The sequence below is a fragment of the Pseudomonas sp. D4-21 genome, assembly GCF_051132125.1.
In the GTDB taxonomy this organism is placed as follows: Bacteria; Pseudomonadota; Gammaproteobacteria; order Pseudomonadales; family Pseudomonadaceae; genus Aquipseudomonas.
In genome coordinates this window covers 1,212,594-1,234,326 of record NZ_CP071664.1, presented here as the reverse complement: position 1 = coordinate 1,234,326, position 21,733 = coordinate 1,212,594, and the positions used below count along the sequence as shown (strand labels likewise).

The 21,733-nt window shown below is 62.5% G+C and carries 19 protein-coding genes; 10 read left to right on the top strand and 9 right to left on the bottom strand.

All coding sequences use genetic code 11. The features are described from left to right. The first annotated feature begins 476 nt into the window (after positions 1-476). Positions 477-707, top strand: a complete 231-nt coding sequence (locus J3Q04_RS05425) for a VF530 family DNA-binding protein (protein WP_434607560.1) — start codon at positions 477-479, stop codon at positions 705-707. A gap of 3 nt (positions 708-710) precedes the next feature. Further along, positions 711-1,355, top strand: coding sequence for a Pr6Pr family membrane protein (locus J3Q04_RS05420; protein ID WP_434560425.1), 645 nt, complete (start codon positions 711-713; stop codon positions 1,353-1,355). Between the two features lie 63 nt (positions 1,356-1,418). Here the strand turns inward: J3Q04_RS05420 and J3Q04_RS05415 are convergent, their stop codons facing one another. From J3Q04_RS05415 to J3Q04_RS05405, 3 genes are read right to left on the bottom strand one after another with little or no spacing between them, the layout of a single operon-like run. Further along, positions 1,419-1,628 carry a DUF1289 domain-containing protein gene (locus J3Q04_RS05415; RefSeq protein WP_420765346.1) on the bottom strand — a complete coding sequence of 70 codons (210 nt, stop codon included), beginning with the start codon at positions 1,626-1,628 and terminating at the stop codon, positions 1,419-1,421. Further along, on the bottom strand, positions 1,625-2,149 hold the full coding sequence (locus J3Q04_RS05410; RefSeq protein WP_434607563.1) for a gamma carbonic anhydrase family protein: 525 nt from the start codon (positions 2,147-2,149) through the stop codon (positions 1,625-1,627). The genes J3Q04_RS05415 and J3Q04_RS05410 overlap by 4 nt, the downstream gene beginning before the upstream one ends. Before the next feature lie 16 nt (positions 2,150-2,165). After that, positions 2,166-2,765 (bottom strand): CoA pyrophosphatase, encoded by a 600-nt coding sequence (locus J3Q04_RS05405; RefSeq protein ID WP_420765348.1) that lies wholly within the window; start codon positions 2,763-2,765, stop codon positions 2,166-2,168. A 146-nt stretch (positions 2,766-2,911) separates the two neighbouring features. Between J3Q04_RS05405 and J3Q04_RS05400 the strand changes: the two genes are divergently transcribed. The 7 genes from J3Q04_RS05400 to nagE all read left to right on the top strand — a co-directional run bounded on the left by J3Q04_RS05400 (position 2,912) and on the right by nagE (position 11,975). Further along, entirely contained in the window at positions 2,912-3,463 is a 552-nt protein-coding gene (locus tag J3Q04_RS05400; protein WP_434607565.1) for an NUDIX hydrolase, read from the top strand. Between the two features lie 184 nt (positions 3,464-3,647). Next, entirely contained in the window at positions 3,648-4,154 is a 507-nt protein-coding gene (locus tag J3Q04_RS05395) for a L,D-transpeptidase family protein (RefSeq protein WP_420765350.1), read from the top strand. Positions 4,155-4,809: 655 nt separating this feature from the next. Beyond that, the gene (locus J3Q04_RS05390) at positions 4,810-5,538 is read left to right on the top strand and encodes a GntR family transcriptional regulator (protein ID WP_420765351.1); all 729 of its coding nucleotides are present in this window, start codon (positions 4,810-4,812) and stop codon (positions 5,536-5,538) included. Between the two features lie 16 nt (positions 5,539-5,554). Continuing rightward, positions 5,555-6,661 carry an N-acetylglucosamine-6-phosphate deacetylase gene (gene nagA, locus J3Q04_RS05385; protein ID WP_434560431.1) on the top strand — a complete coding sequence of 369 codons (1,107 nt, stop codon included), beginning with the start codon at positions 5,555-5,557 and terminating at the stop codon, positions 6,659-6,661. Next, entirely contained in the window at positions 6,642-7,664 is a 1,023-nt protein-coding gene (locus J3Q04_RS05380) for an SIS domain-containing protein (RefSeq protein ID WP_434607568.1), read from the top strand. Before nagA ends, J3Q04_RS05380 begins: the two co-directional genes overlap by 20 nt. Before the next feature lie 49 nt (positions 7,665-7,713). Next, entirely contained in the window at positions 7,714-10,227 is a 2,514-nt protein-coding gene (ptsP, locus tag J3Q04_RS05375) for a phosphoenolpyruvate--protein phosphotransferase (protein ID WP_434607570.1), read from the top strand. 32 nt (positions 10,228-10,259) lie between these two features. Continuing rightward, a complete protein-coding gene (gene nagE, locus J3Q04_RS05370) occupies positions 10,260-11,975 on the top strand; it encodes an N-acetylglucosamine-specific PTS transporter subunit IIBC (protein WP_434607571.1) in 1,716 nt (571 codons plus the stop codon). Between the two features lie 206 nt (positions 11,976-12,181). On the opposite strand, the gene J3Q04_RS05365 is transcribed toward nagE, so the two are convergent. Together J3Q04_RS05365 and purL are read right to left on the bottom strand one after the other, a co-directional pair. Continuing rightward, positions 12,182-12,493 carry an NGG1p interacting factor NIF3 gene (locus tag J3Q04_RS05365; protein ID WP_434560437.1) on the bottom strand — a complete coding sequence of 104 codons (312 nt, stop codon included), beginning with the start codon at positions 12,491-12,493 and terminating at the stop codon, positions 12,182-12,184. Positions 12,494-12,497: 4 nt separating this feature from the next. Then, positions 12,498-16,394 carry a phosphoribosylformylglycinamidine synthase gene (gene purL, locus J3Q04_RS05360; protein ID WP_434607573.1) on the bottom strand — a complete coding sequence of 1,299 codons (3,897 nt, stop codon included), beginning with the start codon at positions 16,392-16,394 and terminating at the stop codon, positions 12,498-12,500. A 288-nt stretch (positions 16,395-16,682) separates the two neighbouring features. Here purL and mltF point away from each other — a divergent pair, with 288 nt between their 5' ends. Beyond that, positions 16,683-18,143, top strand: a complete 1,461-nt coding sequence (gene mltF / locus J3Q04_RS05355; protein ID WP_420765358.1) for a membrane-bound lytic murein transglycosylase MltF — start codon at positions 16,683-16,685, stop codon at positions 18,141-18,143. Positions 18,144-18,266: 123 nt separating this feature from the next. Here the strand turns inward: mltF and pdxJ are convergent, their stop codons facing one another. The 4 genes from pdxJ to rnc all read right to left on the bottom strand — a co-directional run bounded on the left by pdxJ (position 18,267) and on the right by rnc (position 21,555). Then, positions 18,267-19,010: a pyridoxine 5'-phosphate synthase gene (gene pdxJ / locus J3Q04_RS05350; protein ID WP_434560439.1), complete on the bottom strand. Its 744-nt coding sequence runs from the start codon at positions 19,008-19,010 to the stop codon at positions 18,267-18,269. Positions 19,011-19,060: 50 nt separating this feature from the next. Further along, positions 19,061-19,750 (bottom strand): DNA repair protein RecO, encoded by a 690-nt coding sequence (gene recO / locus J3Q04_RS05345; protein WP_420765360.1) that lies wholly within the window; start codon positions 19,748-19,750, stop codon positions 19,061-19,063. Positions 19,751-19,970: 220 nt separating this feature from the next. Next, positions 19,971-20,873 carry a GTPase Era gene (gene era, locus J3Q04_RS05340; RefSeq protein ID WP_039591481.1) on the bottom strand — a complete coding sequence of 301 codons (903 nt, stop codon included), beginning with the start codon at positions 20,871-20,873 and terminating at the stop codon, positions 19,971-19,973. Further along, positions 20,866-21,555 (bottom strand): ribonuclease III, encoded by a 690-nt coding sequence (rnc, locus tag J3Q04_RS05335; RefSeq protein ID WP_245142433.1) that lies wholly within the window; start codon positions 21,553-21,555, stop codon positions 20,866-20,868. Before rnc ends, era begins: the two co-directional genes overlap by 8 nt. Positions 21,556-21,733: the final 178 nt, after the last annotated feature.

Below are 21,733 nucleotides of genomic sequence, written 5' to 3'. Positions count from 1 at the left end.
GTTTTAAAGAGTCCCGCGCAAGTAGTCACTTTAGATGACGATCTTGAGGGGGCATGGTTCAGTTGGAAAAAGGCAAATTCGATGACGCGGTCGCTGTAGGAACGGACTTGCTCGCGATCAAGGCGTGTCAGTCGACTCGAATGTTGAATGTGCAATCGCTATGGTGAGTAAGCTCGTTCCCACCGGAATTTACCAAGACAGCGCTGTCTCTCAGGATCGCGACATTCGGCATTCTTTAGACCTTTCAACAGGAGTAGCTGGACGCAGAGGCTCTGGTACGCCAGAAGAAGCGTTTCAGCAAGCGGCGCAAGGATAATGTCCTGTTACAAATAGCGAAAGCGCTTTTGTTGACATGGATCATCTCGAATTCGGTAACAGTGTGCCGGGGATACAAGCCCTGATAACGGCGGCACTTCCCCCCGCAGAGCGCCTCGGCTAAGGTGCGCGGCTTCACAGCTCATCATGCAAGGCTTGCCATGACCGAACCGAACAACAACCCACTGCACGGCGTGACCCTGGAGCAGATCCTCAATGCCCTGGTGCAGCATTACCAATGGTCAGGCCTGGCGGAACGCATCGATATCCGTTGCTTCAAGAGCGACCCGAGCATCAAGTCGAGCCTGACCTTCCTGCGCAAGACGCCATGGGCACGGGAGAAAGTCGAGCGCTTGTACGTCAAGTTGATGCGCACCAAGCGGCCTATCTGAACCATGAACGTGCGAACCGGTTTCGTGTCGATGCTGGCATTGCTCGGCTGGGTGGGATTGAGCATTCAGCTCTACCTGATCCTGCTGGGCCGATGGGAACTGGGCGCGAGCCTGTTGGGCGGCCTGGTCAACTTCTTCAGTTTCTTCACCGTATTGACCAATACCTTGGCCGCCGTGGTATTGACCTGGGAAGTGACCCGCCGTGAATCAGCGGTGAGGCGTTGGTTCCTGCGTCCAGCGGTACGCAGCGGCATCGCGGTGAGCATCGCCTTGGTCGGCCTGGCCTATAACGTATTGCTGCGCCATCTCTGGCAACCGGAAGGCTGGCAATTTATCGCCGACGAACTGCTGCACGACATCATGCCGGTGCTGTTCATCATCTATTGGGGGCTCTGGGTGCCCAAAGGCACGTTGCGCCTGGGCCACGTCGGGCTGTGGATGATTTACCCGCTGGTGTACTTCGCCTACATCCTGCTACGGGGTGATCTGCTGGCGGCCTATCCCTACCCTTTCATCGACGTGACGAGCCTGGGTTATCCACAGGTGTTCATCAATGCCGGGGGCGTGTTGGCCGGGTTTGTCGGGATTGCGCTGGGGGTGGTGGGGTTGGATCGGTGGTTGGGACGACGATCGATTAAAGCCTTGTGAGACGCCCCTGCGGAGAGGGAGCTTGCTCCCTCTCCGCAGGGATTTTGTATTCACAAGTGGACATCAACGCCTTGCCGGCAGCATCCACACCAATCCATTGGCCTTGGCCCGTTCATGACACAACGCCAGAACGCTGCGCCGTTCATCGTTGCTCATCTTGCGCCATTGGGTGATCTCGGAGACGGTGCGCTGGCAACCGGTGCAGACGTCGTCATCGTCCAGCGAGCAGATGTTTACGCAGGGCGACGGAATCGGGCGTTCAGGTGTGTTCATTGTTCCTGCTCGATCAGGTCGCGTGCGTAGCGCTGCGAGTTGTGAACGTAGTGCGCCGCACTGGCTTCGAGCATTTTTTTCTGGGCCTCGGTCAGTTCTCGCACGACCTTGCCCGGCGAGCCCATGACCAGCGAACCATCGGGTATTTCCTTGCCTTCGCCGATCAGCGAGTTGGCGCCGATGATGCAGTTCTTGCCGATCTTCGCGCCGTTGAGAATTACCGCGTTGATGCCGATCAGGCTGTAGTCCCCGACTGTGCAGCCGTGAAGCATGGCGTTGTGGCCGATGGTCACGCCAGTGCCGATGGTCAGCGGATAACCCATGTCGGTGTGCATCACCGTGCCGTCCTGTACGTTGCTGTCCTTGCCAATCAGGATCAATTCGTTGTCGCCACGCAACACCGCGTTGAACCAGACGTTGGCGCCCTCTTCGAGGCGGACCTTGCCCACCAGCGTGGCGTTGGGCGCGACCCAGCTCTGTGGGTGGGTTTCGACACGGGCATCGTCCAAGCGGTATTTCATGGGAATCCTCGGGGCATCAGGTGTTGATGAAAGTCTTGGGCGGCGTGTGCAGGTCGATGCCGGCGTCGTACAGCAGGTTGACCAACTCCACGATCATGATCGCCGTCAGCCCCCAGATCTTGTACCCCTCGAAACGGTAGCTGGGCACGTACCAACTGCGGCCCTGGTAGTCGATGCGGTGGGTGTGCTCGCGCGGGTCCTTGCGGAAAAATTCCAACGGCACGCTGAACACGGCGGCGATCTCGGCGTCGTTGGCCTGGTATTCGACGTAATCCGGAATCACGCCGACGTAAGGCGTGACCTTGATACCGTGCAACGAGATCAGTGGACTGAGGGGACCAATCACCTCCACCAGGCCGGGGGGCAGGCCAATTTCCTCTTCGGCTTCGCGCAGGGCGGTGAAGATCAGGTCGGGGTCTTCCGGGTCTCGACGTCCACCGGGGAACGCCACTTCGCCGCCGTGGGTCGAGAGACCGCTGGCGCGCAGGGTCAGCACCAGCTCCGGTTCATCACTGCGCGTGATCGGCACCAGCACCGCCGCTTCAGGAAAACGCCGATCGGTCTCCAGATCGCGCGGCGTATGGTTGCTTACTCGATGCAGTAGCTCGTCCAGCATGAGACTTCTCGATTTATTCGCTGCCTAGCATCATGCACCAATCAGGCAAGCGGCCCAAGCCCCGGACCGCGTCATGTCGCGAAACGACAACTTGCCGATACCGGCCCGCACACGCCAAGATAGGCGCAGCCTTCAGGAATCCAAGCATGAAATTCTGCAGCCAGTGCGGTAACCCGGTGACCCAGCGCATACCCGAGGGCGACTCGCGCCTGCGTTTTGTCTGCGACACCTGCCACACCATTCATTACCAAAACCCCAATATCGTTGCCGGATGTGTACCGACCTGGGGCAGTAAAGTCCTGTTGTGCCGGCGCGCCATCGAGCCACGGCGTGGTTACTGGACCTTGCCGGCGGGCTTCATGGAAAACGGCGAAACCGTCGAGCAAGCCGCCGTGCGCGAAACCGCCGAGGAAGCCTGCGCCCGGGTGCGAAACCTGAGCATCTATACGCTGATCGACGTTCCGCACATCAGCCAGGTGCATGTGTTCTTCCGCGCCGAGCTGGTGGACGAGGATTTCGCCGCGGGCCCCGAAAGCCTGGAAGTGAAGCTGTTCGAAGAAGCTGACATCCCGTGGAACGAGCTGGCTTTCCGCACCGTGGGCCGTACCCTAGAATACTTCTACGCTGACCGGCGGGCCGAGCAATACCCGGTGCGATCCGAGTCGATTCCGCCGCTGACTCAGCCTGCCAATACGTAGGCTCTGTACGAAATGTGTTCGCGCGAAGGCCAGACAAGGCGAAACGGGGCGAGGAAGCGCAGTGTACTGGAGTACATGAGCATTCCGAGCCTCGTTTCAACGCAGTATGGGCGAGTGCGGATACATTTCGTACAGAGCCTAGAAAATCCAATATAGCCGCGACACCTCTAGGGATATCGTTTCAATGCGCTGGTTGCTTGTGCTGTTCTGCTTGTCGTTCACCGCCCTGTCCCAGGCCGCCGCCGTGGGAACCTACAACGGCAAAGTCATCGAAAAAGTCCTGGTGCTCAAGTCCGCCCATCAATTGCAATTGATCAACGACGGCAAGCCCCTCAAGACCTATCGCATCTCCTTGGGCAAGGGCGCCAAGAAAGGCCCCAAGCTGATCGAGGGCGACAAGCGCACCCCCGAAGGCTTTTACTGGATCGACTGGCGCAAGGTCAGCGACCGGTTCTACCTGTCGATGCACATTTCCTACCCCAACATCAGCGACGCCGCCCGCGCCCGCCGCGAAGGCGTGGAACCGGGAGGCATGATCATGATTCATGGCACGCCGGACTCGGAGGAGAACCCTGAGCAGTTGTTCCATACCCTGGATTGGACCGACGGCTGCATCGCCATGCGCAATGTGGACATGCGTGAGGTGTGGAACCTGGTGCCGGATGGGACGATGATCGAGATTCGGCCGTAGCCCATTTTCTTGCGGCAAGAAGTTCCTGTGGATAAGAGCTCTTGTGGCGAGGGAGCTTGCTCCCGCTGGGACGGTCCGACGCCTCGGGCGCAGCAACCCCAAAGTAGTCAACTCGATCTGCCTGACACACCGCGCTGTCAGGTTTCAGGGCCGCTTCGCAGCCCAGCGGGAGCAAGCTCCCTCGCCACAGGGTTCGATGTCGATTGGCATATTTGTCAACGACACGAAACCACTGTGGGAGCTTGCTCGCGATGAAGATCAAGGCTCGTCCCGAGGCGGCCTGGGTCTGGGTGTTCGCGTTTCCCCTGTGGGAGCGAGCCTGCTCGCGATAGCGGTGGCTCAGTCAATGAGAATGTTGGATGTGCCGGCGGATATACACACAAAACGCACTACCACCGGTCGCCATAAAAATAAATATCAAACTCCGCAACCCGCCCTCCGTGCATACCACTGACCTTCAAAAACCCATCCCAACGCTGTAATTCCACGCCCCACAAAAACCACCCTAATACCACTTAAATAACACCCGAATGAATACCCAGAAAACACAGGCCAGCCCTAGAAAAGCAGCGTTGACATGGTATTCAAGTGGTATTAGCTTCCACCCCAAGCCACCGAGCGACAACGCCCACAAAAAACCGCATCGGACACCCAAATGAACATCCAGACCCTGCGCCCCGACGACACCCAACCCACCCCGCTCTACCTGCAACTGGCCCGCAATCTGGAAGCCGCCATCCACGCTGGCCAGTGGAAAGCCGAACAAGCGATGCCGTCCGAGCGCAGCTTGAGCGAGCAATTGGGGATATCCCGGGTCACCGCGCGCAAGGCGCTGGAAGTGCTGTTCGAACAAGGCCTGATCCGCCGCAACCAAGGCTCGGGTACGTTCATCACCCCACGCCTGGAACAACCGCTCTCACGCCTTAGCGGTTTCAGCGAGATGCTCCGGCTCAAAGGCTTTGTGCCCGGCTCCCAATGGCTGGAGCGGGAGATCACCCCGCCAACCCATGAGGAATTGATACGCCTGGGCCTCTCGCCCACCGACAAAGTCGCCCGGCTCAAACGGCTGCGCAAGGCCGACGACACGGTCATGGCCATCGAGATGAGCACCCTGCCCGCATCGATCATTGCCAAGCCGCAGGCGGTGGGCGATTCGCTTTATGAATTCCTCGACAGCATCGGCAAACCGGTAGTGCGCGCCCTGCAACACATCCAGGCCATCAACGCCTCGGACGAATTCGCCGCCCTGGTGGGCATCGCCCCCGGCACCGCGATGCTGTTGATGACGCGGGTCGGCTACCTGGAAGACAACACGCCCATCGAAGTCACCGACACCTATTGCCGCAACGACTATTACGACTTCGTCGCCGAGTTGCGGCGCTAGACGACCCGAGAATCCCATGTCCGAAAACAACATCCTCACCGCCGACGGCTGGATACGCGGCCGCCTGATCCATGAGCGCGGCAGGGTCGTGTCCATCGAAGGCCAGCCCTGCGACCCGACGAGCAACGACCTGCCCTACCTGCTGCCCGGCTTCATCGACCTGCATGTGCACGGCGGTGGCGGCAAGGACATCATGGAAGGCGCGGCGGCGTTCGAAACCATTGCCCGCACCCATGTGCGATTCGGCACAACGGCGTTGCTCGCCACGACGATGACGGCGCCGAGCGAAGAAATCATCCGCGTACTCAAGGCCCTCGGTGAATTCTGCGAACAGCGGCCCAGCGGCAGCGCACGGGTGCTCGGTGTTCACCTGGAAGGCCCTTACATCAACCCCGGCAAACTCGGCGCCCAACCGAATTTCGCCCACACCGCCTTGATGGCCGAGGTGGAAACGTACCTGGCCCTGGCGCCGATCCGCGTGATCACCATTGCACCGGAAATCGCCGGTCACGATGCCTTGATTGGCGCCCTCAGCGCTCGCGGCGTGCGCATGCAGATCGGCCATACCCTCGGCAGCTATGAAGAAGGCGTCGCGGCACTCGCGGCCGGGGCCAGCAGTTTTACCCATTTGTATAACGCCATGAGCCCACTGCATCACCGCGAGCCCGGCATCGTCGGTGCGGCGCTAGCCCATGCGCAATACGCCGAACTGATCCCGGATTTGCTTCACGTGCACCCCGGTGCGATGCGCGTGGCGTTGCGTTCGATCCCGTGCCTGTATTGCGTCACCGATTCCACCGCCGCCGCTGGCATGCCCGACGGCGAATACAAGCTGGGCAGCCACACCGTGACCAAATGCCTGGGCGGCGTGCGCCTGGCTGATGGCACCCTGGCCGGCAGCACCCTGACCATGGACCAGGCCCTGCGCAACCTGGTGAAAATCGGCCTGCCGATCGACGAAGCTTCGCGACGTCTGTCGCAATTTCCCGCCGACTACCTCGGCCTGCCCGAGCGCGGACGCCTGCAACCCGGCGCCTGGGCCGACTGTGTGCGCCTCGACCGTAACTTGAACCTGATCGACGTGATGGTCGAAGGAGAAGCCATTGACTTGCAAAATGCTTGAAGAGGCCCAGGCCTCAGCCGAAGCCGTCGAGCGCCAACTGCAGCGGCTGGACCCAACGCTGGAGGAAATCGCCGGACGCCTGCGTCGTCAACCGCCGCAAGTGGCGATGACCATCGCTCGGGGCAGTTCCGACCACGCCGCCAGTTATTTCGCCTACCTGACCATGCAGCAATTGGGCTTGCCGGTGGCGTCGCTGCCGATGTCGGTGGTGACCCTGCAACAGGCGCCTTTGAAGGTCAGTGGCCAGGTGGCCTTCGCGTTCTCCCAGTCGGGGCAGAGCCCGGACCTGGTCAACAGCCTGCGCCTGTTGCGCAAACGCGGCGCGTCGAGCGTTGCGATGGTCAACGCAGAGGATTCTCCGCTGGAGGCGGCCTGTGAATTCAGCGTGCCGTTGTGCGCCGGCGTTGAAAGCAGCGTTGCCGCCACCAAGAGTTTCATCGCTACCCTCAGCGCCAGCGCGCGTTTGGTGGCGCACTGGAAGGACGACGCCGAGTTGCTCGATGCCGGCGCTGCGCTGCCTGAAGGTTTGCGCGAGGCCGCAGGCCAGGACTGGGGCGCCGCCGTCGAAACGCTCCGTGATTGCCAGCGGCTCATGGTGATCGGCCGTGGCGCCGGGTTCGCCATCGCCCAGGAAGCGGCGCTCAAATTCAAGGAAACCTCGGCGATCCAGGCCGAGGCCTTCAGCAGCGCCGAGGTCCGCCACGGCCCGATGGCGCTGATCGATGAAAACTACCCGCTGTTGGTGTTCGCCCCGCGCGGTGCCGAGCAGGCCGGCGTGTTGGGTCTGGCCGCCGATATGCGCCAGCGCGGCGCCCGGGTGCTGCTGGCGGCTCCCGATGACATCGTCGAGCGCGACTTGACCTTGTCCCGCGCCGATCACCCGGCCCTGGACCCGATCCTGGCGATCCAGAGCTTTTATGGCATGGCTGCCCGGCTGGCCCTCGCCCGGGGCCTGGATCCGGACAAACCACGGCATTTGAGCAAGGTCACCCGGACCCACTGACCCGACGGCGTTCATGCAAGGCCCATGAAATTACACAGAGAGCGAGCCCATGCCCAACAACAATAAAGAGCTGACCCTCAGCGCCCCGCTCAGCGGCCCGGTGCTCACCCTCACCAACGTTCCGGACGCCGTATTCGCCAGCGGCGCCATGGGCGACGGGATCGCCATCGACCCGCTGAACGACACCCTCTACGCCCCCTGCGACGGCGAGGTGATCCACGTCGCTCGCACCGGCCACGCCGTGACCCTGCGGGCCGACAACGGCGCCGAATTGCTGCTGCACCTGGGGCTGGACACCGTCGAGTTGCAGGGCGACGGCTTTTTCATGCTGGTCAAGGAAGGCACGCGCGTCAGCAACGGGCAAGCGCTGCTGCGCTACGACCTGGACAAAGTGGCCCAGCGCTGCAAAAGCCTGGTCAGCCTGTTGGTCATCACCAATGGCGAACAATTCCAGGCACGGCCTATCACCCTGAAAGGGGTCAAGGTCGGCGAACCTCTGTTGCACGTCGTCGCCAGGGCGCCCGGTGCAGGACAGCTTGACGACCTGGAAGTCGGCATCGAAGTGTCCGGCCAGATTCGCATCGCCCATCGAGGCGGCTTGCATGCGCGGCCGGCGGCCTTGGTTCGCCAGACCGCACGGGGATTCAAAAGCCGCTCGCAGTTACACTTTGGGGGGCGGTCGGCGTCCTGTGACAGCGTCATGGGCATGATGGGCCTGGCGATCACCGAACAGGCCGAAGTGCATGTCAGCTGTCGCGGCAGCGATGCCGAAGCGGCGCTGCAAGCGCTGCTGGCGAGCTTGTCCACCGCTCTGGCCGAAGAGGCTCACGGCAGGGCGCCGCAGGTCCAGACAACCCGGCACGCCGCCGAAGAAGGCGTATTGCATGGCGTCTGCGCCGCGCCCGGCCTGGCGAGCGGACCGCTGGTTCGATTGGATGGCATTCAATTACCCAAAGATCCCGGCGGCCACAATGTCGAAGAACAACGCCAACGACTGCTCGATGCCCTGGCTCAAGTCAGTCAGGATATCCAGCTGACACTCGAAAACGCCAAGGCCCGGCGCCACGTCGATGAGCAAGCGATCTTCAGCGCTCATTTGGCGTTGCTGGAAGATCCGGCCCTGTTGGATGCCGCGTACCTGTCTATCGAGCAAGGGAGCGCGGCGGCCCACGCCTGGAGCCGGTCGATAGACGTACAGTGCCAAGTGCTGCGGCAATTGCAAAGCACGCTGCTGGCCGAGCGCGCCAATGATTTGCATGACCTGCGCCAGCGGGTCCTGCGGGCACTGCTGGGCGAAGCCTGGCAATTCGACGTGCCGGCGGGCGCCATTGTCGTCGCGCAGGAACTGACCCCGTCGGACCTGTTGCAACTCTGCGCCCAGGGCGTGGCAGGCGTATGCATGGCCGAGGGCGGCGCGACGTCCCACGTGGCGATCCTGGCTCGCGGCAAAGGCCTGCCCTGCCTGGTTGCGTTGGGCGATGCACTGCTTGAGCAGTTGCCCGGTCAATCGGTGGTGCTGGACGCCGACGGTGGCCGCCTCGAACTCACACCAAGCGCCGAGCGCCTGGCCCAGGTGCGGCAAGCACAAAGCCAACGCGCAGCGCTGCGGGCCCAGCAGCAAACCCTCGCCCACGCCCCGGCGCGAACCCTCGATGGCGTAGATGTCGAAGTCGCTGCCAACGTGGCCTCCAGCGCCGAAGCCGGCCAGGCCTTTGCCAACGGCGCCGATGGCGTTGGCCTGCTGCGCACTGAATTCCTTTTCGTCGACCGTCACACCGCCCCCAACGAACAAGAGCAGCGCCAGGCCTATCAAGCCGTGCTCGATGCCATGGGCGACAGGCCGGTGATCATCCGCACCATCGACGTCGGCGGCGACAAGCAATTGGACTACCTGCCGCTTCCGGCCGAAGCCAATCCGGTGCTCGGCCTGCGAGGCATTCGCCTGGGCCAGGTGCGCCCGGAACTGCTGGATCAACAATTGCGCGCGCTGTTGCAAATCCGTCCGTTGCATCGCTGCCGGATCCTGTTGCCGATGGTCACCGAGGTCGCCGAGCTGCTGCACATTCGCCAGCGCATTGACGTCCTGGGTGCGCAAATGGGCCTGGAGCAGCGTCCGCAGGTGGGCGTGATGATCGAAGTGCCAGCCGCCGCATTGCTCGCCGAGCAACTGGCCGAGCATGCGGACTTCCTGTCCATCGGCACCAACGACCTTTCCCAGTACACCCTCGCCATGGACCGCGACCACGCCGGTCTCGCCGCCCGCGTCGACGCCTTGCACCCCGCGCTGTTGCGGCTGATCGCCCAGACCTGTGCCGGCGCCGCCCGCCATGGGCGTTGGGCTGGCGTGTGCGGGGCCCTGGCCTCCGATCCCCTGGCGACGCCGGTGCTGATCGGGCTGGGTGTACGGGAGCTGTCGGTCAGCCCGCCGCAGGTAGGCGAAATCAAGGACCGCGTGCGCCGCCTCGACACAGCGCAGTGCCGCCGCGTCAGTACCGATTTGCTGAACCTGCCCAGCGCCGCCGCCGTGCGCCAGGCCTGTCATCAACATTGGCCCCTGGGCTGAGACCGTCGCAGAACAATAAAAGGAGAGACGCCATGTACCAGCATTTCATCGAAGGGCTGCAGCGCCTCGGCAGGGCGCTGATGCTGCCGATCGCGATTTTGCCGATTGCCGGCCTGCTGCTGCGCCTGGGTGACACGGATCTGTTGAACATCGCGATCATCCACGATGCCGGCCAGGCGATCTTCGCCAACCTGGCGCTGATCTTCGCCATCGGCATCGCCGTGGGCTTCGCCCGGGACAATAACGGTACGGCCGGACTGGCCGGGGCCATCGGCTACCTGGTAATGGTCGCGACATTGAAGGTGCTCGACGCGACGATCAACATGGGCATGCTCGCCGGGATCGTCAGTGGGTTGTTGGCCGGCGGGCTGTACAACCGCTTCAAGGACATCAAGCTGCCGGAGTACCTGGCGTTTTTTGGGGGCCGGCGCTTCGTGCCGATTGTCACCGGTTTCAGCGCGGTGGGCCTTGGCGTGATGTTCGGCCTGATCTGGCCGCCGATCCAGCACGGCATCAACAGCTTCGGCGAGCTGTTGATGGCCAGCGGCAGCTTCGGCGCGTTCGTCTTCGGTGTGTTCAATCGACTGCTGATCGTCACTGGCCTGCACCACATCCTCAACAACATGGCGTGGTTCATTTTCGGCAGCTTCACTGACCCCGCCACCGGCGCCGTGGTTACCGGTGACCTGACCCGTTATTTCGCCGGCGACCCCAAGGGCGGCCAGTTCATGACCGGCATGTTCCCGGTGATGCTTTTCGGCCTACCCGCTGCGTGCCTGGCGATGTACCGCAATGCCCTGCCCCAGCGGCGCAAGGTCATGGGCGGGATTCTGTTGTCCATGGCGTTGACCTCGTTCCTGACCGGCGTCACCGAGCCGATCGAATTCGCCTTCATGTTCCTCGCGCCGCTGCTGTATCTGGTCCATGCGTTGCTCACCGGCCTGTCGATGGCGGTGACCAATCTGTTGGATATTCACCTGGGCTTTACCTTCTCGGGCGGTTTCATCGACATGGTCCTGGGCTGGGGCAAATCCACCAACGGGTGGCTGGTCGTACCGGTGGGCCTGGTCTATGGGGCGATCTATTTCCTGGTGTTCGACTTCTGCATCCGCCGCTTCGACCTGAAGACGCCGGGACGTGAAGACGTGGCGATGGGCGAAAAGCCGATCATCGCCGAAAACCAACGTGCCGCCGCCTACATCCAGGCCCTGGGTGGCGCCGACAACTTGATTACCGTCGGCGCCTGCACCACGCGCTTGCGCCTGGACATGGTGGATCGCAACAAGGCCTGCGACGCCCAGCTCAAGGCCCTTGGCGCCATGGCGGTGGTCCGCCCCGGCAATGGCGGCAGCTTGCAGGTGGTGGTGGGGCCGATGGCCGATAGCATTGCCGATGAGATTCGCTTGGCGTTGCCCTCTTCCGATCAGGCCGTCAGTACGCCCGCGAACGCGGTGGTCGACCCGGCCTTAACGACAATTGTCCCGGAGGCCGAAGCACAGCAATGGCTCGATGCCCTGGGCGGTGGCAGGAATGTGTTGCAGCTCGATTGCGTGGCGATGAGCCGTTTGCGCGTGCGGTTGGCCGATGGCAAGGGGTTGTCGGAAAGCCAGCTCAAGACGCTGGGTTGCCAGGGGGTGAGTTCGCTGGAGGATGGCGTGTGGCATTTGCTGCTGGGGGAGAAAGCGCCGGGGTTGTGGCGGGCGTTGGAGGCGGTGGTGCCGAGTCGTCAGGCGGGTGTCAAAGCCTAGGCCTTCGCCGACTGTCTGGCCCCTGTGGCGAGGGGATTTATCCCCGCTGGGCTGCGCAGCAGCCCCCTAAGCAGCAACCCCATCTGCCTGACACACCGGGGAATCAGTATTTGGGGCTGCTGCGCAGCCCAGCGGGGATAAATCCCCTCGCCACAATAAAAAACCCGCTGATCCAATCAGCGGGTTTTTCATTTAAACGGGGAGGATCAGAAATCCTCCAACCGCCACACCTCATACGCCGGTGTCTCGTAGGGATGGCTCTGTCTCAATGCCTCCACCACGGGGCGAATCAGATCGTCGGCGACAACAAGCTCAACCTTCCATTCCTCGACCTGCTCGACCTGCCCCGCCTCGCCAATGAACGGCTGGCTGCCGTCCAACGGGCGAAACTGGCCCAGGCCCAGCACTTGCCAGGCGCAGTGGTCATAGTCGCCGATTCGCCCACCACCGGCAGCGAATACGGCGCTTTTGACCTCGTCCACGTGGCTGGCCGGGACGAAGAAGCAGAGCTTGTACACCGCCTCAGTTCACCCAGACGCGCGCGTTGCGGAACATGCGCATCCATGGCGCGTCTTCGTTCCAGTCGTCCGAACGCCACGAGTTCTGCACCGCGCGGAACACCCGCTCCGGGTGCGGCATCATGATCGTGACGCGGCCGTCGCGGCTGGTCAGGCCGGTGATCCCGCGCGGCGAGCCGTTCGGGTTGGCCGGGTAGGTTTCGGTGACCTTGCCGTGGTTGTCGACAAAACGCAGCGACACACAACCGGACAGGTCGGCTTCAAGCAACGCTTCCTCGCTCTGGAACTCCGCATGGCCTTCACCGTGGGCGATGGCGATCGGCATGCGCGAACCGGCCATGCCCTGCAGGAAGATCGAGTTCGACTCCTGCACCTGGACCATCGCGACGCGGGCTTCGAACTGCTCGGAACGGTTACGCACGAAGTGCGGCCAGAACTCGCTGCCCGGGATCAGCTCGTGCAGGTTGGACATCATCTGGCAACCGTTGCACACACCGAGGGTGAAGCTGTCGTTGCGCTCGAAGAAGCCCTGGAACGCATCGCGGGCGCGGCTGTTGAACAGTGCCGACTTGGCCCAGCCTTCACCGGCGCCCAGCACGTCGCCGTAGGAGAAGCCGCCGCAGGCAACCATGCCTTTGAAATCGTTCAGGTCGACACGTCCGGCGAGGATGTCACTCATGTGCACGTCGATCGCGCTGAAACCGGCGCGGTCGAACGCCGCCGCCATCTCCACCTGGCCGTTGACGCCCTGCTCGCGCAGGACCGCCACTTGCGGGCGAATGCCTTTCTTGATGTAAGGCGCGGCCACGTTTTCGTTGACGTCGTAGCTGAGCTTGGCGCTGAGGCCCGGGTTGTCTTCTTCCAGCAGCGCGTCGAATTCCTGCTCGGCGCATTCAGCGTTGTCGCGCAGGCGCTGGATCTGGTAGCTGGTCTCGGCCCACTGGCGCTGCAACAAGCGACGCTGGCCTTCGAAGACGGTGTCGCCGTTGAAGGTGATATTGATGTGGGCGTTGTTGATCGGCTGGCCGATGACCGAGACGCACTCGGCCAGGCCGGCGGCGCTGAACTGGGCGAGGATGTCCGGGGTGGCGTCCTGGCGAACCTGGATCACCGCACCCAACTCTTCGTTGAACAGGATCGCCGGGATCTCACTGGCCGACTCGGCCACGCTGTCCAGGGTCAGGTTCAAGCCGCAGTGACCGGCGAAAGCCATTTCCATCACGGTGGTCAGCAAGCCGCCATCGGAACGGTCGTGGTAGGCCAACAGGTGACCGTCGGCGTTCAGGCCCTGGATCACGGCGAAGAACGCCTTCAGGTCTTCGGCATCGTCGACGTCCGGTGCTTGCGAGCCGAGCTTGCCGTGCACCTGGGCCAGGATCGAGGCGCCCATGCGGTTCTGGCCACGGCCCAGGTCGATCAGGATCAGATCGGTGGTGCCCTTGTCCATGCGCAGTTGCGGGGTCAGGGTCTGGCGGATGTCGGTGACCGGGGCGAAACCGGTCACGATCAGCGACAGTGGCGAGGTCACGCTCTTGTCCACGCCTTCGTCGTTCCAGCGCGTGGCCATGGACATGGAGTCCTTGCCCACCGGAATGGTGATGCCCAGTTCAGGGCACAGTTCCATGCCGACGGCCTTGACGGTGTCGTACAAGCGCGCGTCTTCACCGGGGTGACCGGCGGCGGACATCCAGTTGGCCGACAGCTTGATGTCGGAAATCTTGCCGATGCGCGAGGCCGCGATGTTGGTCAGGGTCTCACCGATCGCCATGCGGCCCGACGCCGGGGCGTCCAGCAGCGCCAGCGGCGTGCGCTCGCCCATGGCCATCGCTTCGCCAGTGTAGACGTCGAAGCTGGTGGCGGTCACGGCCACGTCGGCCACCGGCACCTGCCATGGGCCGACCATCTGATCACGTGCCACGAGGCCGGTGATGGTGCGGTCGCCGATGGTGATCAGGAAGCTCTTGCTCGCCACGGCCGGGTGATGCAGCACGCGCTCGATGGAATCGGCGATGTCGAGGGTGGACGGATCGAAATCGTCGCCCAGCTCGGTTTCGCGAACCGCCGAACGGTGCATGCGCGGGGCTTTGCCCAGCAGCACTTCCAGCGGCATGTCCACCGGGCTGTTGCCAAAGTGGCTGTCGGTCACGGTCAGTTGCGGCTCGGCGGTGGCTTCACCCACCACGGCAAACGGGCAACGCTCGCGTTCGCAAATGGCCTGGAAGCGCTCGAAGTCAGCCGGGCCGACCGCCAGGACGTAACGCTCCTGGGATTCGTTGCTCCAGATTTCGTGCGGGGCCATGCCCGGCTCGTCGTTCGGAATGTTGCGCAATTCGAAGCGGCCACCACGGCCACCGTCGTTGACCAGTTCCGGGAAGGCGTTGGACAGGCCGCCCGCGCCGACGTCGTGGATGAAGCTGATGGGGTTGTTCTCACCCAACTGCCAGCAACGGTCGATGACTTCCTGGCAACGGCGTTCCATCTCCGGGTTTTCCCGCTGGACCGACGCGAAATCCAGGTCGGCGGAGCTGGTGCCGGTGGCCATGGACGAAGCCGCGCCGCCGCCCAGGCCGATCAGCATGGCCGGGCCACCGAGGACGATCAGCTTGGAGCCGACCACGATCTCGCCTTTCTGCACGTGTTCGGCGCGGATGTTGCCCATGCCGCCTGCGAGCATGATCGGCTTGTGATAACCGCGAACCTCTTCACCGCGAGGGGTGGTGATGGACTGTTCGAAGGTACGGAAATAACCGGTCAGGGCCGGACGGCCGAATTCATTGTTGAACGCCGCGCCGCCCAGTGGGCCTTCGATCATGATGTCGAGGGCGTTGACGATGCGCTCAGGCTTGCCGTACGGCTTTTCCCACGGCTGTTCGAAGCCAGGAATCTGCAGGTTCGACACGGTGAAGCCGGTCAGGCCGGCCTTGGGCTTGGCACCGCGACCGGTGGCGCCTTCGTCGCGGATCTCGCCACCGGAACCGGTGGACGCGCCCGGGAACGGGGCAATGGCGGTCGGGTGGTTGTGGGTCTCGACTTTCATCAGGATGTGCACCGGCTCCTGGACCGCACCGTACTGGCGGGTCTCGGGGTTCGGGTAGAAGCGACCGGCAACATTGCCGACGATCACCGCGGCGTTGTCCTTGTAGGCCGACAGCACACCTTCGTTGTGCATCTGGTAGGTGTTCTTGATCATGCCGAACAGGCTCTTTTCCTGGCTCTGGCCGTCAATGTCCCAACTGGCGTTGAAGATCTTGTGGCGGCAATGCTCGGAGTTGGCCTGGGCGAACATCATCAGTTCGATGTCGTGGGGGTTGCGCTTCAAGCCCTGGAAGGCGTTGACCAGGTAATCGATCTCGTCTTCGGCCAGGGCCAGGCCCAGCTCGGCGTTGGCTTTTTCCAGCGCGGCGCGGCCACCGCCCAATACGTCGATGGCGGTCAGCGGCTTGGGTTCGGCGTGGCTGAACAGGCCGGCGGCCTGCTCCAGGTTGCCCAGTACGACCTGGGTCATGCGGTCATGCAGGCCTTCGGCGATCAGTTGGGCCTCGGCCTCGCTGAACTCACCGGCGACATAAAAGGCAATGCCGCGCTCCAGGCGCTGGATCTTCGACAGGCCGCAGTTGCGGGCAATGTCACTGGCCTTGCTCGACCACGGCGAAATGGTGCCGAAACGCGGCAACACCAGGAACAGGCGGCCGGTTGGCTCCTGGACTGGAACACTTGGGCCGTACTTCAGGAGGCGCGCGAGCACCTGCTGTTCGTCGCCAGTCAAACCGCCGGTAACTTCGGCGAAGTGAGCGAATTCAGCATACAAGCCACTGACAGCCGGTACTTTCTGGCTCAGTTGCTCAAGAAGTTTGCTGTGGCGAAAGGCAGAAAGGGCAGGAGCGCCGCGCAGGATCAACATCTTCGGGACAGCCTCGGGAAGGGGTGTGCTTTGAGGCCGTGCATTCTAGCCTAAACCGCTGCCAACGGCACCCGAAACGCTACGTCAGGTGCGAGCCGAACGTCGGTCGTGGCGCGGATAGCTTGATTACCCGGCCATCCGGCCCGCGCCACAGAGATATTTTTTATCCCTGCGGGGCCCTGCCGCGCGCCGGCCCGCTTGGCTTGCGGACACGTTTTGCAACCTCTATCAGACTGGCCTTTTGCTGTCGATATATGGCGGTCGAGGCCGTTTGCGTATACTGCGCAGATGTTTTCCCCAACGGCTTTGCGTCCGCGGTACGCCAGATGGCTGATCGCAACCGGACTCTTCCTGGTGCTCAGTGGCTGTGTTGAGAAACCCAACACACTGGAGCGCGTAAAGGAGGATGGCGTGCTGCGGGTCGTTACCCGGAACAGCCCCGCCACCTACTTCCAGGATCGCAGTGGTGAAACCGGCTTCGAATACGAGCTGGTGAAGCGTTTCGCCGAGGATTTGGGGGTCGAGCTGAAAATCGAGACCGCCGACAACCTCGACGACCTATTCAGCCAGATCGGCAAGCCCAACGGCCCGGTGCTGGCCGCGGCAGGCCTGGTCAGCAGCGAACAGCGCAAAAAACAGGTTCGCTTTTCCAGCCCTTACCTGGAAGTCACCCCGCAGATCATCTATCGCAACGGTCAGTCGCGCCCCACCGACGCGGCGGCCCTGGCCGGCAAGAAGATCATGGTGCTCAAGGGCAGCTCCCATGCCGAACAATTGGCACAGCTGAAGCAGCAATATCCTGGGATCGAATACGAAGAATCCGACGCCGTTGAAGTCGTCGACCTGCTGCGCATGGTCGACGAGGGCCAGATCGACCTGACGCTGGTGGACTCCAACGAAGTGGCGATGAACCAGGTCTACTTCCCCAACGTGCGCGTGGCGTTCGACCTGGGCGACACCCGCAGCCAGAGCTGGGCAGTGGGCCCCGGCGAAGACAACAGCCTGCTCAATGAAATCAACGCCTACCTGAACAAGGTGCAGAAGAATGGCACGTTGCAGCGATTGAAGGATCGCTACTACGGCCACGTTGACGTCCTCGGCTATATGGGCGCAACGACGTTTGCCCAGCACCTGCAGCAGCGGCTGCCCAAATACGAACAGCATTTCAAGACCTACGCCAAGAAGGAAAAAGTCGATTGGCGGTTGCTGGCTGCCATCGGCTATCAGGAATCGCTCTGGCAACCGACGGTGACCTCCAAGACCGGTGTGCGCGGCCTGATGATGCTGACCCAGAACACCGCCCAGGCCATGGGTGTATCCAACCGCCTCGATCCGAAGCAGAGCATCATGGGCGGCGCCAAGTACCTGGCCTATATGAAGGAACAACTGGATGAAAGCATCGAGGAACCGGACCGCACCTGGTTCGCCCTCGCCGCCTATAACGTGGGCAGTGGTCATCTGGACGACGCGCGCAAGCTCGCCGCCAAGGAAGGGCTGAATCCGAACAAGTGGCTGGATGTGAAAAAAATTCTGCCGCGCCTGTCCCAGAAGCAGTGGTACAGCAAGACCCGCTACGGCTACGCCCGGGGCGGGGAGCCGGTGCATTTCGTGGCGAACATCCGTCGCTACTACGACATCTTGACCTGGGTGACGCAGCCACAGCTCGAAGGCAACCAGGTGGCCGAGGGCAACCTGCACGTGCCGGGTGTCGACAAGAGCAAGCCGAGCCAGGAATCACCGCAACTCTGACAGCCATACACATCTAAATGTGGGAGCGAGCCTGCTCGCGAAAGTAGTGCATCAGTCGGCATGATTGTTAACTGACACTCCGCTTTCGCGAGCAGGCTCGCTCCCACAGGGTGTGGTGATGGGTCAGGATCTGGCGGCCGCCAGGATCAGCGCCTTCATTTCCGACACAGCTGACTTGAACCCGACAAACAACGCATGGGCCACCAGCGCATGGCCGATGTTCAGCTCGTTGATGCCCTTGATGGCGGCGACAGCTTCGACGTTGTGATAATGCAGGCCGTGGCCGGCGTTGACGATCAGGCCCTGGGCCAGGCCAAAGGTGACGCCGTCTGCCACCCGTTGCAGCTCATCGGCCACGTCCGTGGGGGTCTGGGCATCGGCGTAGCGCCCGGTGTGCAGCTCGATGGCCGGCGCCCCGACCCGCTTGGAGGCTTCGATCTGCCGCTCGTCGGCGTCGATGAACAGCGACACCTCGGCGCCCATCTTCGACAGCCGCTCCACCGCGGCCTTGATCCGCGCCTCCTGCCCCGCCACGTCCAGGCCGCCTTCGGTGGTCAGCTCCTGACGGGTTTCCGGGACCAGGCAGATGTGCGCAGGGCGGATGCGCTCGGCAAAGGCCATCATTTCTTCGGTCACGCCCATTTCGAAATTCATGCGGGTTTGCAGCACATCCTTGAGCAGCAGCACATCGCGCTCTTGGATGTGGCGACGGTCCTCGCGCAGGTGCACGGTAATGCCATCGGCGCCCGCCTCTTCGGCATCCAGTGCGGCCTTGACCGGATCCGGGTAGCGAGTACCTCGGGCCTGGCGCAGGGTGGCGACATGGTCGATGTTCACGCCGAGAAGAATGCGATTGCTGGTGCTCACGAAAAGCGCTCCTGAATGGACAGAGATTCGGCCCACAGCATACGGGTAGATCAGGGCTTGCGAAACAGCTCGCGACTGACCAGCGGCCGGCCGCCCAAATGAACCGCCAGGGCTTGGCGCATCAAACGCTTGGCCGCCGCCAATGCACCGGGCGCGGTCCAGTCGGCCTCGGCCATGGCAAGAAGCTCAACGCCATTGAACAACCCGGGTTGCAACTGGTAGACCTGCTCCAGGCCCGCGTCCACCTGTAAGCGGTAGAGGCCGTCCGCCGCGATGGGTTGTCCGTGCAGGTCGGTGTCGAGGGAAAAACCGTAGCCCAGATCGTCCAGCAGGCGCCATTCGAAAGAGCGCAGCAATGGCTCCAGAGGGCGACCTTCGGCCAGGGCCAGCAGCGTGGCGGCATAGTGGTCGAAGACTTCAGGATGAGGATCCTCGGCGGGGAGCAGGCGGATCAGCAGTTCATTGAGGTACAAACCACTGAACAGCGCTTCGCCGTTGAGCCAGGCAGCGACGCCGTTGCTTTCCATGCGCCCGACATTCTTCAATTCGCCCCTGCCGCGAAACTCGACGTCCAATGGGACGAACGGCCGCGCCAGCGTCCCGGCCTTGCCCCGAGCCCCACGCAACACCGCTCTCAGCCGCCCTTGGGGCGTGAGGAAGTCCACCAGGGCGCTGCTTTCGCGGTAGGCGCGGCTGTGGAGGACATAGGCGGGTTGGGCGGTGGGTGGGTTGGGGGACATCGGGGGCCTGAATATCAACAAGACATCAATGGTTGAAGAAATCCTGTGGCGAGGGAGCTTGCTCCCGCTCGGCTGCGAAGCAGCCGTGAAACCAGGCCATACGATGGGTTTGGCTAGATGAGATCGCAGATCCGGGGGCTGCTTCGCAGCCCAGCGGGAGCAAGCTCCCTCGCCACAGAAGCTCGCTCCCACAGTGGCATTCATGTACTCACATTAAGGATTACAGGTCGCCGTAACCCAGCGAACGCAACGCGCGCTCGTCATCGGACCAGCCGCCTTTCACCTTGACCCACAGGTTGAGCATGATCTTGGAGTCGAACAGCAGCTCCATGTCCTTGCGCGCCTCGGTGCCGATGCGCTTGATGCGCTCGCCCTTGTCGCCAATGATGATCTTCTTCTGGCCATCACGTTCAACGAGGATCAAGGCATGGATGTGCAGGGTCTTGCCCTGTTGCTTGAATTCCTCGATCTCCACCGTGATCTGGTACGGCAGCTCGGCGCCCATCTGGCGCATGATTTTCTCGCGCACCAGCTCGGCGGCGAGGAAACGGCTGCTGCGGTCGGTGATCTGGTCTTCGGGAAAGAAATGATCGTTTTCCGGCAGGTGCTCGGCGATCACCCGCTCCAGCGCGTCGAGGTTGTGACCGTGTTGGGCGGAAATCGGGATGATTTGCGCGTTCGGCAACTGTTCCTGCAACCAGGTCAGGTGCGGCATCAGCTCTGCCTTGTCTTCGATGCGGTCGGTCTTGTTCAGCGCCACGATCAAGGGACCGGTCACGTATTGGACGCGCTCGAGGACCATCTGGTCTTCTTCGGTCCACTTGGTGCGGTCGACCACGAAGATCACCACGTCAACGTCTTTCAACGCTGCCGAGGCAGTCTTGTTCATGTAGCGGTTCAGGGCCTTCTCACCGCCCTTGTGCATTCCCGGAGTATCGACGTAGATCGCCTGCACATCGCCTTCGGTCTTGATGCCCAGCATGTTGTGGCGCGTGGTCTGAGGCTTGCGCGAGGTGATCGCCAGCTTCTGGCCCAGGATGTGGTTCAGCAACGTGGACTTGCCCACGTTCGGCCGACCGACAATGGCGACATAGCCGCATCGGGTGACGGTTGTATCAGTCATTGCCATTCTCCACGCCCAAGGCGATCAGTGCTGCGGCGGCCGCTACCTGTTCGGCGATACGACGGCTCACGCCCTGGCCACGGCTTTTTTCATTCAATAAGACCACTTCGCATTCGACGAAAAAGGTTCGGCAATGCGGTTCCCCCTGGATATCCACCACTTCGTAGCGTGGCAGTTCGCAACTGCGCGATTGCAAAAATTCCTGCAAGCGGGTCTTGGGGTCCTTGTTGGTGTCCACCAGCGTCAGGCTGTCGATCTCGGAAGTCAGCCAGGCCAGCACGCGCTCGCGCGCCATTTCCATGCCCGAGTCCAGGTAGATCGCGCCAATCAATGCCTCCAGGGCGTCGGCGAGGATCGATTCGCGGCGGAAACCACCGCTTTTCAGTTCGCCGGAACCCAGGCGCAGGTACTCGCCCAAGTCGAAACCCCGGGCCAATACGGCCAGGGTCTCACCTTTCACGAGCCTTGCGCGCAAACGCGACAACTGGCCTTCGCGAGCCAGGGGAAAGCGTTCGAACAACGCCTCGCCGGCGACGAAATTGAGGATGGCATCGCCGAGGAATTCCAGGCGCTCGTTGTTGCGCCCGGCAAAACTGCGGTGAGTGAGGGCCAAGAGCATCAGCTCCTGATCCTTGAAGGTGTAGCCGAGCTGACGCTCGAGGCGGCTTAGAGAAACGCTCACGGTTTACCCACGCTGAGTTCGTGGCTGGATTCCACCGCCACGGCGGCAAGGCGCCGTTGGCTTGGGACAATTAACGCTGTGTTCAAAAATGACGTCCTGACTATCGTTGGCTTCATGCCTTCGGGCAGCCTTGTGCAGGCTCCAGAAATGCATTCGGCGCTGTGTTCAACAGCGCCGT

Coding starts and splice junctions, on each gene's coding strand:
- ptsP (WP_434607570.1), top strand. CDS start 7,714: ATGCCCAACAACAATAAAGAGCTGACCCTCAGCGCCCCGCTCAGCGGC.
- J3Q04_RS05395 (WP_420765350.1), top strand. CDS start 3,648: ATGCGCTGGTTGCTTGTGCTGTTCTGCTTGTCGTTCACCGCCCTGTCC.
- J3Q04_RS05390 (WP_420765351.1), top strand. CDS start 4,810: ATGAACATCCAGACCCTGCGCCCCGACGACACCCAACCCACCCCGCTC.
- purL (WP_434607573.1), bottom strand. CDS start 16,394: ATGTTGATCCTGCGCGGCGCTCCTGCCCTTTCTGCCTTTCGCCACAGC.
- recO (WP_420765360.1), bottom strand. CDS start 19,750: ATGTCCCCCAACCCACCCACCGCCCAACCCGCCTATGTCCTCCACAGC.
- mltF (WP_420765358.1), top strand. CDS start 16,683: ATGTTTTCCCCAACGGCTTTGCGTCCGCGGTACGCCAGATGGCTGATC.
- J3Q04_RS05400 (WP_434607565.1), top strand. CDS start 2,912: ATGAAATTCTGCAGCCAGTGCGGTAACCCGGTGACCCAGCGCATACCC.
- J3Q04_RS05405 (WP_420765348.1), bottom strand. CDS start 2,765: ATGCTGGACGAGCTACTGCATCGAGTAAGCAACCATACGCCGCGCGAT.
- J3Q04_RS05425 (WP_434607560.1), top strand. CDS start 477: ATGACCGAACCGAACAACAACCCACTGCACGGCGTGACCCTGGAGCAG.
- J3Q04_RS05410 (WP_434607563.1), bottom strand. CDS start 2,149: ATGAAATACCGCTTGGACGATGCCCGTGTCGAAACCCACCCACAGAGC.
- era (WP_039591481.1), bottom strand. CDS start 20,873: ATGACTGATACAACCGTCACCCGATGCGGCTATGTCGCCATTGTCGGT.
- J3Q04_RS05415 (WP_420765346.1), bottom strand. CDS start 1,628: ATGAACACACCTGAACGCCCGATTCCGTCGCCCTGCGTAAACATCTGC.
- nagE (WP_434607571.1), top strand. CDS start 10,260: ATGTACCAGCATTTCATCGAAGGGCTGCAGCGCCTCGGCAGGGCGCTG.
- J3Q04_RS05420 (WP_434560425.1), top strand. CDS start 711: ATGAACGTGCGAACCGGTTTCGTGTCGATGCTGGCATTGCTCGGCTGG.
- nagA (WP_434560431.1), top strand. CDS start 5,555: ATGTCCGAAAACAACATCCTCACCGCCGACGGCTGGATACGCGGCCGC.